At 65.9% G+C, this 12019-nt stretch carries 5 protein-coding genes; all 5 read right to left on the reverse strand.

The features are described 5' to 3' along the window. The 5 genes from ACZ50J_RS09375 to ACZ50J_RS09395 all read right to left on the reverse strand — a co-directional run bounded on the left by ACZ50J_RS09375 (nt 1) and on the right by ACZ50J_RS09395 (nt 12013). Nucleotides 1–3531 carry a carbohydrate binding domain-containing protein gene (locus ACZ50J_RS09375; RefSeq protein ID WP_464301005.1) on the reverse strand — a complete coding sequence of 1177 codons (3531 nt, stop codon included), beginning with the start codon at nt 3529–3531 and terminating at the stop codon, nt 1–3. Then, nucleotides 3524–4699, reverse strand: a complete 1176-nt coding sequence (locus tag ACZ50J_RS09380) for a hypothetical protein (RefSeq protein ID WP_464301006.1) — start codon at nt 4697–4699, stop codon at nt 3524–3526. The genes ACZ50J_RS09375 and ACZ50J_RS09380 overlap by 8 nt, the downstream gene beginning before the upstream one ends. After that, on the reverse strand, nt 4699–5673 hold the full coding sequence (locus ACZ50J_RS09385; RefSeq protein ID WP_464301007.1) for a hypothetical protein: 975 nt from the start codon (nt 5671–5673) through the stop codon (nt 4699–4701). Before ACZ50J_RS09385 ends, ACZ50J_RS09380 begins: the two co-directional genes overlap by 1 nt. Nucleotides 5674–5741: 68 nt before the next feature. After that, the gene (locus ACZ50J_RS09390; protein WP_464301008.1) at nt 5742–6656 is read right to left on the reverse strand and encodes a hypothetical protein; all 915 of its coding nucleotides are present in this window, start codon (nt 6654–6656) and stop codon (nt 5742–5744) included. Further along, nucleotides 6653–12013, reverse strand: a complete 5361-nt coding sequence (locus tag ACZ50J_RS09395) for an NlpC/P60 family protein (RefSeq protein WP_464301009.1) — start codon at nt 12011–12013, stop codon at nt 6653–6655. Before ACZ50J_RS09395 ends, ACZ50J_RS09390 begins: the two co-directional genes overlap by 4 nt. Between the last annotated feature and the right edge of the window lie 6 nt (nt 12014–12019).

Genomic DNA, 12019 nt, shown 5'->3' on the forward strand with positions numbered 1-12019 from the left:
TTAGACGGTGCGGGTGTAGGTGACGCGGATCTGCGCGCGTTGGGCAGCAGGAGCGCCAGAACCTCCGGCAACGATGTGGGTGTTCGGGAGGAGCCAGTCGGGGGTGGCCAGGATGAGCCCGGTGTTGCTGACTGAGACATACGTGTTCGGCACGGTGAACCACGCGCTCGACCCACGGGGGATGTCCGGCGCGGTGGTGTAGGCCTTGGAGCTGGCCGGTGGGCTGGCCAAGGTCGACGGGAGCACCTTCGCGTTCAGCGGTCGGACCTTCGCCTGGCCCTTCGCTTCCTCGGTGTAGGTCAGGGTCAGCTTGACCTCGACCTTCTCGATCGTCGCCCCGTTCAACGCGACCGGGATTGTCTTGGCCTCGGACCCAGTTCCGTTGCCGTTGAAGACCATTGCCGCCCAGTAGGTGTGGGTGTGGCCGGTGTCGGAACCCTGACGCATGTTGACGGAACCGTCCGATGCGTATGCCGATCCGTCGTCTCGGTAGGTCTTCGACCCAGTGACGGTCCACGTCGTGACGAACCGCTGAACGCTGCCGGCGCCGGGATCGGCAGCGTTCATCATGGTCAGAGCTGGGCCTTTGTCCTCGACCGTCATGACCCAGTCGGTCGGACCATATGTCGTCGGCGTCACGGACACACCTGTGTCGGTGAAGATCCCAACCAAGAACTTGACGCGAGTCGGGGTTCCGGCAGGGGTCAAAAGTCCGCGAGCCACAATGAGCCCCGAGACACCCGTAGCGCGCGCAGTGAACGCTCGTCCGGAACAGTCGGCGAGCAACGGTGAAGTACTGGTCGACGGAGTCGCGGGCTCCGTACCGTCGAATGTGAACGTCCACCAGACGCGCACCGACCACACGAGCTCGGTCGCGCTGGAGCCGGTCGGCTTGGACGGGAGAACACGCACCGGCATCGACAGTTCATACGTCCGGTTCGGGGAAAGTGTCACGTTGACCTGCCCGAGAGCGCCGGTGGTCTGGTTGACCGCAGCACCAATCGCGGACACGCTCCGGAAGCTGAACATGCGGTCCTCAACGCCCCGAGGGAACTGGTCGAGGATGCCCGGCGGCAGGGCCGGGATGTATTCCACAGCAACGGAATTGCCGCCGATCGTGGTGGCCTTATATCCGTAGTCCGTTGTCGCCGGTGTGTTCTCCGAGAAGAAGTCCGTCGGTGCGCTACCGACCTCGAGCTGGACGTCATCGACGTAGATCGTCTGCCCACCCGTCGTGGGAGCGTAGAACGCCGGGAAGTTCGAGCCGGTCGCGTTCACGACGGGGGACGTCGACATCACACGCTGCCACTGATCCCTCTTGGTCCAGTCCGGAGCGACAGGAGTCATCGTCACGTTGGAGCCACCGAGATACATGATGTTGCCGTAGCTCGTCGTCGCGGATGGGATGTAGACCCAAGCAGACATCGTGATCGAGTCGCCGGTCGCCACACCCATCGGACCCTGCTGAACCGTCCAGTAGACCCGGTTGTCACTCACCGGTGTTGACGGTTGTGTGATCTTCAGGGACTTCGTCCCGGAATGTGCCTGCGTCGTCACGGTCGAGCAAAGAGCGGCGTTCAACGTGGGAGTGCCGATCGACCCGTCCTCGAAGTCCCGGACCGGCGACCAGTTGATCCGCTGCGCCTGGTCGCTGTCGGCCCCGTCTTCGATCAGGGTGCCGACCAGGGCGTTGCCTGCGATCTGCATGTCCTGATCGGATTGGACGAGCGAGGCCGCGACGGTACCCGTCCCGTCCATCGACGCGACGGTGTTCCCGTCCTCGTCCTTCACACCGACGATGTCCGCCTCGCCAGGGACCCCCAGCTGGACGTTGACGTACTCGTCGCCCGAGGACCCGGTTGCGTAGGTGCGGATGCCGTCGCCGAGCACCGCGTTCCCGACCGTCATCACCTTGCCGGTGGCCTCGTCGAAGTTGACGTTGTTGGCGTCGACCTTGACGAACGTGCCGACCGCTGCCGCGATGCTTGCTGCGTCGATCTGATCTGCCGTGACCTGGTGCGCCGCAAAGATATTGGCGAACATCTTGTCCACGACGGCCGTGGCGAAGTTGCTTGTCCCGGTAACGGTGAGCTGCGACACGTCGAGCTTGATGATCGCGCCGACGGCGGCCGTCACGTCCTGGATCACGAGCTTGTCGGCGACGATGGTGCCGGGTATGACGCGCGCCCCGTCTACCGGCCCGGTCATCGCTGCCGAAGTGCGGTACTCCTGCGAGGTCGAAGCGCTCGCGGTTCCCGTCCAGCGGTGCAGCTCCGCGTCGCCTGTCGAGTTGGTCCCGGCAGGAGAGTCGCCATCGAAGAACGATCCGACGGTCGATCCGAGCTCGTACATCGGGGCAAACACATCCGCGTAGGTGGCTGTCGTGACCGCCCCGGTCCCGCTCGTGAAGTGGAACTGGATGCGGACATCGACGGCACCTGTGGGCACCGTGAACGTCTGGCTGATCCTGCGCCAGTCGGCAGCTGCTGCCCAGACGGGGAGCTGCGTCGGGGTGGAGAACGGCGTCGTACCAACCACAGCGTTCGACGCGTTCCGGAACTCTGAGGCGATCAGTGCCTTGATTGCGGTCCCAGAACGGACCCACGCCGAGACCGTATATGTAGCTCCAGCAGTGACTTTCGCCGTTCCCTGCTGGTTCCAGTAGATGTCTCCGTGGCTCTGCGCTGCCGTCCCGTTGTTCCACGGCGTAGTCGGGACCGAGGTCCAGCTACGTCGCAGCGCCTTGCCCGATGTCGGGCCGCCGACCGGATACTGCGTCGGGGCCTGGAGGACGACGGTACCGGCGCCACCAGACGGGGACAGAACTGCCCACGGGGCGAGGGTCGTTCGGCCCGGATTCGGGAGCAGGTTCGTTCGATCGACGATCTCGCCCTGCGCGAGCAGGGCTTTCGCAGCGTCCAGTTCCGCCTGGGCATCGTCAATGCGCTGCTGGGCGGTGGCCAGGTCGTCTTGGAGCTCGTCGAGGATCTCCGGGTCGACTGCCGCGGTCACCTCGACCTCGACGGCCTCTGTCGGTTCCTCGGAGACTTTGCCCGACTGCGCGCGAGCGGTCAGCTTCACCCACAAGTGGCCGGCAGCCGCCGAGAAGGTGAGTGTTGCCCCGGCCGCGGTTTCGATTGTCCCGACCCGGGTCGCAGACATCGGCAGTGAGTCGACGACGAAGTCCGGGCCGTCAGTGCTCGCATGGACCTCGACACGTGCGAAGTCCATCGGCGCGACTGCGTCGTCGACCCAGGTGCCGTCCCATGCAGCGGTGGCGCCCAATTGCCCGCCGACACACGTAAATCCGCCCGGCGTCGGCGGCGGCGGGCCAGCGAACGTGACGGCTGTGTGGGTCCCGTCATGCTGGGCGCCGAAGCGCGACACCAGGTTGCCGTCAGCGTCGTTCTCGTCGATCGCGCCGTCCTCGATGGACGAGTTCGACAGCTGTGACAGGTTCTGTGCCTTCGCGAGCTTGTTGGACTCCGCGAGCTCGCGCATCAAGGTGCGCATCGCCAACCGATCAGCCATTACTCAACCGCCCCGCCCTCGTAGCCGACAGTTGCGCGTCATCGCCGTCGTCCGGGTCCAGCTCGTAGCCGAGGATCCGGACCTTCATGTTCAAGTCGCCAGCCCAGCCGATGCCGGACCCGCGGACGGTGATGGTGTCGCCGAGCCCCCACGCGCCCAGCTGTGCATTTGGATGGTTCCGGATCGTCAGGTCCGTGAGGTCCTGGTCGCCCTGGTAAGCCAGCGCGATCTGGTGGGCACGCAGCTTCGCCTTCTGTGCCGTATCTGCGGTCTTGACGGAGAACGCCATCGGCCGGTGTAGTCGACCCGTCGCGGTCGTCGGCCACGAGGCGCGGACCATCTTTCGGCCCTGCCCGGATCCGAGCACCACGATCTCGTCGGCGTAGAAGTCGCCGTCGACGTTGATCGTCGGCACCTCCCTGACGTTCTCGCCGACGACGAACCGCAGGTCGTCGCGGCGTCGTCCCGATCCCGGGTAGTTGACGTGCAGCACGTGGCGGATGTCGATCGGATCGCCCGGATTCGAGTCCTTGGTAGGTGCAGCGCCCTGCAGGATGTGCTCTTCCCAGTAGTCCATCTGGCCGTCAGCGACCAGGTCGTCCCACTTCGCTCCGAGGTCCTCGGTGTCCCAGTCGTTCATGGTCCACGGGCCGTCTTCGCTGTCCGATGAAGCCTTCGTGCCGAGACGGACTGGAGTGGCCAGCGGGTCGATGTCGAGCTCGAGGCCGATGTTCGAGCCCTTCACACCTTGGACGTAGTCCCACAGGTCCCGCACCATGATGCTCGGGTCGGCGTCGATGAAAGACCGTTGCAGTCCCTCGGGGAAATACTTGTCGATGTAGCCGACGAACCCGATGCAGGTGACCTCGACCTGCGGGTCGCCGAGCGGCGCGGTCTTGACGATCCCGCCGCCGCGGATCTGCCCGTCCAGCACTCCGTAGACGCACGTCGAGAAGGGCAGGAAGATCGTCTCTTCACCTGTTACCGCGACGTTCGGGTTCTTCAACCGTGCGACCTCGACACCAACCGTGCCGGTCAGCGAATTGCGCCCAGACAGAACATTGTTGATCCGCGTCGACGACAACGGAAGATCCGGCTCGAGGAGCGTCTCGGTGCCATCCCCGTGAAGGGTCGTGGCGAAGAAGCTCCACCCCTGGTCGTTGGGCATCAGGTGTAGCTCGGGTCCGGGACTTCTTCGAACATGATCTGGTAGACCATCCCGGTCAGCGAGTCCATCGTCGCGCCGACTCCGGTGACCTTCCGGCCCATCGCCGCGAACGCCACCTGGGACTGGCCGCGCAGCTCGGCCGGGATGGCGACGTAGTCGGCGACTTCTGCACCGACACGGTGCTTCGCAGTCGAAGCCTCACCGGCGTACGAGAACTCCTGGGTCTTGTTCGCGAAGTGGCCGCCGCCTGCGTCGGCGCCCCACTCCACCCAGAGGCGTCCGGTTGACGCGGCAGAGTCGAGCAGCAGTGAACTCCACCGGACTGCGATGCTCGCCCGGGTCGCCCACGATGGGATGTCGAGGCGTTGCAGGCCGCCCGCGTTCGGGAATCGCTCGCCGGCGGTCGTGGTGTTGGTGAGGGTCTCGGTATCACCTGCGGTCAGGGCGTTGGTGATCTGATGGAACTCGGTGCGCGGGTTCGCCATGTTGCGCTTGTCGGTGATCATCGCGTTCGTGATCGCGGCCGTGTTCGCAGGCACATACACCGTTGCGAGCAGAATGTAGGGGTCGATCAGGTCGACGAGGTTCGCGGCGAATACCACGTCGATCAGCCAGTAGTTCTCGTCCAACGGGTCCGACGGCTCGGATCCGTTGTTGAAGTTCCAATCGTTGATACGGCAGATGACCGCCCAGTTCGCATCCGAGGCTCGGCCACCCGGGATCTGGACCTGCTTCGTCGCCGCGTTGTTCACGCCATAGGACTCGGTCTTACCGGCCGTCCCGTAGGTCGACGCGATCACTGCACCACCAGGTGCGACGTTCACAGCACCGCCAGGCGTGGTCAGCGCGGTCACCTTCAGGTCCGTCTGCGTCGTGATGCCGGATGCACCCTTCGTGGCATTCCACAGGACGCGACGTGCCGACGCTGCGTCAGCGCGACCGCCTTCGACTGCCCAGGCAACGGTTTCAGCCATGAGTGAATCTCCTTCGGGCGCAACAAAAAACGCCCACGAGGGACGCAAAGGGACGGTGGATGTGACAGTTAGGCGGGGAGCGTGTCCAGCCAGCTGACGACCGCGTATCCCGTGTTCGACGGGTCGGTCGCCGAGAACGTGAGGAACTGGTGACCCGGCGCCAGCCGGGCATTCAGCCGCGACGCGCTGGAGAGCGTGCCGGCCTGCGAAACACCGTTCTTCGTGATCGTGTTCGCCGCGGTGTCGATCGTGAGCGTGTCGTGCTGCGTCAGGGTCGTCGACGTGCCGATCTGCCACCCGTCGCCGGACAGGTTGATCTTCGACATCGACCCCGTGACAGGGCCGTGGACGACGACCTTGAACGGGGCCGGCCGGAAACCACCGACCGTCACGTCACCGACACGCGCCTGCGACGAACGGCGGAACTCGATCGGCCACGTCAGGTCCGGCGCCCACACGACACCGCCGTCCGACGCAGGGGCGATCAGGTTCAGCTGCAGCGTCCGCGTCGACGCATCTTCCGGTTCGATGTACTGCTCCGGGAAAGCGACCTTGAACGTGCACGCCACCATCTGCAGCTTCGGGTTGAAGATGTCCGGCGCGACGAGCCCGAACTTTCGTGGGCGTCCCAGGTAGCGGTATGTCGTGCCGTTCCACCGGTAGCGGAGCATGGACAGGGCACCCGGGGTCGACCGGACGTCGTCGGCGCGCCACGCCTGCATGATCCGTGAGATGACCGACCACACGTCCAGGCCGTCGCGGACGCCGAGGGTGAAGCTGATCTCCGGCCCGGTGAAGTAGTCGCGGCCCATGAGTGAGCCGTCAGCCTGGGGGAGGTCGATGTCTTGCACTCGTGCCTCGGACGAACCGAAGTCCATTCCGCCGCCTGCCTTCACCACGGCTGCCGTGCCTTCGCCGAACAAGAACCCGTCGTTGCCTTCAGCGTCGGTCAGTTCCCACTGCTGCTCACCCAACCGGATCATGCGTACACCCCGTACTTTCCGTTCTGGGTGCGGCGGTACTCGAACAACATCTCCGTCGCGAGTTCCTTCGGAGTCGCGCCCTGGGTGCCGTACTGGTTGACCGTGAAGTTCGTGCCGCCACTGCGGGCGATCAGCGCGTCCTTCGTTTCGCGCGCGTTCAGGACCTGCTCTCCGCCACGGAAGCGTCGAAGCTGCGGCGACAGCACGAGCTCCGCGCCGTCCTCGGCGACAGGGTGCAGACCCGCCGTTGCGTTCGTTGTGCCGCCGGCGTAACCGTGGCCGTGACCGATGACCTGCAACATCTCCGAGCCCGGGTAGCGATGCTTCGCGTAATTCATTGCAGCGAGCGCGTTGTCGAGCCCGTCGAGGATGTTGCTGTGACCCGGGAACATGTACTGCCGGAACGTCGGCGGGATCACCTGCAGCAGACCCCGGGCGAGGTTTCCCGACAGGGTGTTGACGTCTGTGTAGCCGTGCTGGACCGCCAGAGGGTTGCCACCGGACTCGGTCTGCACCTGCCGCAACCAGGCGTTGCGGTATGCCGCGGTCACGGGCAGGTGGTTCATCGACAGGGCTTGGTTGATCGTCTCCGCCCACCGCGCCACCGAGCCGCCGCCGGAACCCGTCCCGCTGTCTCCGCCACCGAAGCCGAACGAGAAGAGGTCTTCGGCCTTCTGCACACCGGTCGAAATGGCATGAGACGCAAGCTCTTTCGCCAAGCGGGGGAGGACTGTGATGCCGAGCGGGTACTGGAAACGGTCGCTGAACCCCTTCAACGGCTCCGTGAGCTTGTCCTTCAACCCGTTGAAGATCGCGCCACCGACGCCGCTGACCGCGCCGAGGCCCTTCTTCGCAGCCGCAGCGATCGCGTTGCCGAGCTCGCCCATGATCCCGGCCTCGTTGGAGGCGTTCGCGGTCGCGAACAGTGCCGGCCGTTGCGCGCCCCCAGCGAAGCCAGTCATCGGCTTCGGGCCACGGATGCCCATCTTCGGGTTCATCGCCTCGACGATCTGCCCGTTGCCGATGTACATCTGCACGTGCGGGATATGCCCGCCCGGGTCGACCGTGGGGAACACCAGGTCGCCGGGGAACAGGTTGCTGCGGCTGGGGGAGACGATGCCCTCGTGGTGCTGGGCCTGCGCCAGGTGCGTCAGATGCACTCCGGCGCCGTGCAGCCACGCCTGCTGGGTTAGACCGGAGCAGTCGAACGCGTCCGGCCCGGCCGCGCCCCACACGTAGGGCTTGCCGACCTGCGCGAGCGCATAGCCGACCGTCTTGACGATCTCCTCGACGCCCCCACCGGACGCGTGCCGCGGGAGGCTACCGGTCCGGTTGATGTACTCGAGCGCTCCCGGGTGGGACTTCCGCATCCGGGCGGCTGCCGGCTCGCGGATGATCTCCTCGTTCGGGTTCACCCAGGCGGTCGGGACACCGGCATACGAGACCCCGAGGACGTTGTCCGCTGACGACCCGCGCCACGGACCCTGGATGGTGGTGCCGCCGCCGGCATACCGCGGGAGAACCGCATGCCCGCTGCCATGCCCGACAGGCCCACCAGAGGCGAGCTTGCTCAACTGCGGAAGCTCGAAGTGGACCAGCTTGCCGATCTTGTTGAACTGCTTCACGAACCAGTTGAAGACACCGATGATGCCGTTGATCGGCTTCTTGATCTTGTCCTCGATCGGGTCCCAGATCCGGCCGATCGCATCGACGGCGGAGCTGAATACATGCTGCAGTCCGGTGGCGCCGAGGATCTTCGAAATGGCGGACTTCGCCGCATCGACCGGGTGGCTGATGACGTAGCCGATGCCGTCCCACGCGCGAGACCAAGATCCCTTGACCCAGTCCTTGGCCGCGTTGAACGTCGACCGCAACCCGGTAGCACCGAGGATCTTGGAGATCGCAGCCTTGGCGGCGTCGACCGGGTGCGTCACGACGTAGGTGATGCCGTCCCACGCCTTCGACCAGGTCCGCTTCGCCCAGTCACCGAACGCCCCGAAGATGCCCCGCATGCCCTTCACACCGAGGAGTCCCTGGACCGTGGTGTAGGCGCGCTTGATCGGGTCGACGATGTAGGCGTTGACATAGGACCACGCGGTCTTGAAGGTTGAGCCGATCCACTTCGCTGCCGAGCCGAAGACCTTGATCAGCGCCTGCATTCCCTTCATTTGCAGCGTGATTCCCTTCGCGACGAGCGCGAACGGTGCGAGCAGGATCAGGAACGCGGCCTTCCACACCCCGGACGGGACGTGAGCGAGGAGCGCGAAGAGTCCCTTCACAGCGACGATCAGGTTGTCGTTGATCGCGGTGAACATCTCCGAGAAGATCGGGCCGACGATCTTCCATGCGCTGGAGAAGCCCTTGGACATGTTCGAGCCCAGGGTGTTGATGTTCTTGCGGAGGTCGGCGCTGCTGTCGTACAGCTTCTTGAACCAGTTCACCGCGAGCGCGATCCCAGCAACTACGGCGATGACCGCTGCAGCCGTGCCACCTGTGAGGGCAAAGATGATTGCCGCGACGCCGCCCGCGATCAGCAGCAGCTGTGTGGGGTTCAGCTTCGACAGTCCGTCGAACAGGGCGAGCAGCCCGTCGACGGTAACTTCCCCGAGCGGGGCGAGCCCGGCAAGCAGCTTGCCGAAGACGACCGCCATCTTTCCGAGCAGGTCGAAGACCTTCGGCCCGACCCGGTTGACGTAGTCCAGGAAACCCTGAAAACCCTTGTCCTTGCTGGCGTTCTGACCCCAGTTGCCGAAGGAGTCCCACATCTTCCCGAAGTAGCCAAGGAAGTTTGTAGCGGTCGGTCCGAGGGCTTCGAAGATGCCCATCATGCCCTTGGCGAACCCGCCGAACATGTCGCCGACCTTCGTCAGCCAGGGACCGAGGTTGTCGGCGAGGAAGTTCGCGAACTTCTGACCGGCCGGGCCACCGAGGAACTCGCCGGCCTTCGCGGAGAGGTCACCCATGGCGGTACCGACACCGGCGACGGCGCGCTTCACCGGAGCCCACAGTGGGGCCATCGCCTTCAGGCCCTTCTCGAGCCCGGGCAGGAAGGTGTCCTGCGCGATGTTCGACAGCTCCTGGAAGCCGTTCTTCCAGGACATGATGAAGTCGAGGAACGAGCGGCCAGCCGGGGTCAGCTTCGCCATCGCGTCGGCGACCTTGTTGGCCGATGCTGACCCGGCATTACCTGACTGCTGGTACGCCTGCTGCAGTGACCGTTGGGCGTTGGCGACGCCCGACTGTGCCTGCGCGATCTGGAACGCGCCCTGCCGTGCCTGCGACTGCTGCGCGCGCTCCGCGTCGGCGACGCTGCGCTGAGCAGCCTTGACCCGGTTCGCGCCATCGACACGCGCCTGAGCGACCTTGGCCTCGGCGTCCGCGACCTTCCGCGCGCCGTCACTCTGCGCCTGCGTGACCCTCGCCTGCGCGTCGACGATCGCCTTCTGCGCCTGCGCCACCCGATCTTGGGCTTGCGCGACCTGCTGGGCGCCACGGACCTGGGTCTTGGTGACGTTCTCCTGCGCGGTCAGCAACGCCTTCTGCTGATCGATGACCTTCTGGTTCGCGTCCTGCTCGGCCTTCTTCGCCTTCTTGACGACGTCCGAACCGTCGACTCCGGCCTTCTTCGCCTTCGCGTTCTGGTCGGCGGCTTCCTTCGCGGTCTGCGCCTGCTCCTTGAGGCTCTGCTGGGCTTCCTGCAGCGCGAGCTTCGCCTGCTCTCGCTCCGCGGCAGACGCACCCGGGTCGTTCATGACGCGGGCGAGGTTCGCCTTTGCGTCCTCGACCTGGAGTTGAGCCTGCTTCTGCGCGAGCGCAGCGTCGTCGGCCTTGTTCTGCAGGTCCTCCAGCTGCTTGGCAGCCTCCTGCCGGGCCTTCGTGAGGCCCTCCTGGGTGGTCTTCGCCGCGTCCTGGGCCGACTTCAGGTTCCGCTCGGCCGTCGCGACAGCAGCGACCGCATTGGCGTTGGCATCTGCAGCAGACTGGCGCGCGTCGACGAGCGACTGCTCCGCGGACTTCTCCTGCTGGACCGCGGCAACGACAGCGTCTTTCGCGGCCTGTACCTGCCGGGCGGCCTGCTGCCGGGCCTGGGTGACCGCCTCCTCGGCCGCGGCGATGCTTTGCGCAGCTGCCTGCTCCGCTTCTTTCTCCGACTCCTTGGCCGTCTGCACCCGCTCCGCAGCGGACCGAGCCTGATCCGCGACGTTCGCGCGTGTGTTCGCCAGAGACCGCTCGGACGACTCCACCTGGGCGTTGGCGTTCTGGATCGCGTTCGCCCGCGCCTGAGCGGAGGCAGCTTCACCGCTCCCACCGCCGCCGCTCGACTTCGCACCGTTCAACGCCTGGTAGGCCTGAATCACCGGCGCGAGGGCCAGCACGGCAACACCCAGCGCGGCCCCGATGCCGGCCAGCGCTGCACCGGCCGCTGCGGCAGCACCAACGAGAGCTGCACCGAGCGCGACAGCCAGCCCGCTGGCGCCCGTCATGGCCGCCATGAAGAGGGGCGAAAGCTCGCCGAGCTTCGCGCCAAGACCAAGGAAGTCACCATCCGCGGCCTGCGCAGCCGCACCGACACTGGCGAGCTTGGCCGCCGCGCCACCTGTGTCCGCGTCGACGTTGATCGTCGGCGACTCTGCCGCGAGCACCTCTGCTTCGATGCCGACCGCGGTCAGCGCCGCCGACGCAGCCGCGGTGTCGGCGTCCACACGGACCGTTGGGTGCTCAGCGTCGACCGCTTCGGCCTCGATGCCGACCGCGGCAAGCGCGTCGATCGCCTGTTGCGTTTGCGCCTCGACCTCGATGCGGGCGTTCTTCGCTGCAACCTTGTCGACTTGCGCGGTGAACCGTTCCAGGTCGGCGACTGCACGGTCGGCGTCGACCTGGACCGAGATGTCCGGGTGGGACTGGCCCAGTGCGGTGAGCTGCGCCTTGATGTCGTCGATCTCGGCGCGGGCAGTGTCGGCGTCGATGTCGACGCCAATCTCCTTGTTGGAGAGCGCCTCCATGCGGATCTGCAGGTTCGAGAGTGCAAGATCAGCAGAGGAGGAGTCCGCGTCGATCTTGACCTTCGGCATGTCGGCGAGGGCGGCCTTCAGCGATGCCTTCAGTGACGCACCGAATGTCTTGCCTGTCCGGGTGCCCTGCTCGCGCGCCGGCGCCTCCGTCGGCGCGTTACGCACCCCGTCACGCAATGAATCCTGAATGGAGCGCTGGATCTGCTGGCCGACGATCTGGCCGATCTGCTCGCCGAGCTTCTCCGCCGGCGGCGACAGCTGTCGCTCCGCCTCACGATCCCACCCCGACGCGTCGGGAACGAGCTTGACTCCGACGGAGCCGACTGTGATGTCGTCGTCAGCCATGTCGCC

The organism is Flexivirga sp. G2 (assembly GCF_055397625.1).

Excerpts from the sequence above, each read along its gene's own strand:
- ACZ50J_RS09385 (WP_464301007.1), bottom strand. The coding sequence starts at position 5,673 with ATGGCTGAAACCGTTGCCTGGGCAGTCGAAGGCGGTCGCGCTGACGCA.
- ACZ50J_RS09380 (WP_464301006.1), bottom strand. The coding sequence starts at position 4,699 with ATGCCCAACGACCAGGGGTGGAGCTTCTTCGCCACGACCCTTCACGGG.
- ACZ50J_RS09395 (WP_464301009.1), bottom strand. The coding sequence starts at position 12,013 with ATGGCTGACGACGACATCACAGTCGGCTCCGTCGGAGTCAAGCTCGTT.
- ACZ50J_RS09390 (WP_464301008.1), bottom strand. The coding sequence starts at position 6,656 with ATGATCCGGTTGGGTGAGCAGCAGTGGGAACTGACCGACGCTGAAGGC.
- ACZ50J_RS09375 (WP_464301005.1), bottom strand. The coding sequence starts at position 3,531 with ATGGCTGATCGGTTGGCGATGCGCACCTTGATGCGCGAGCTCGCGGAG.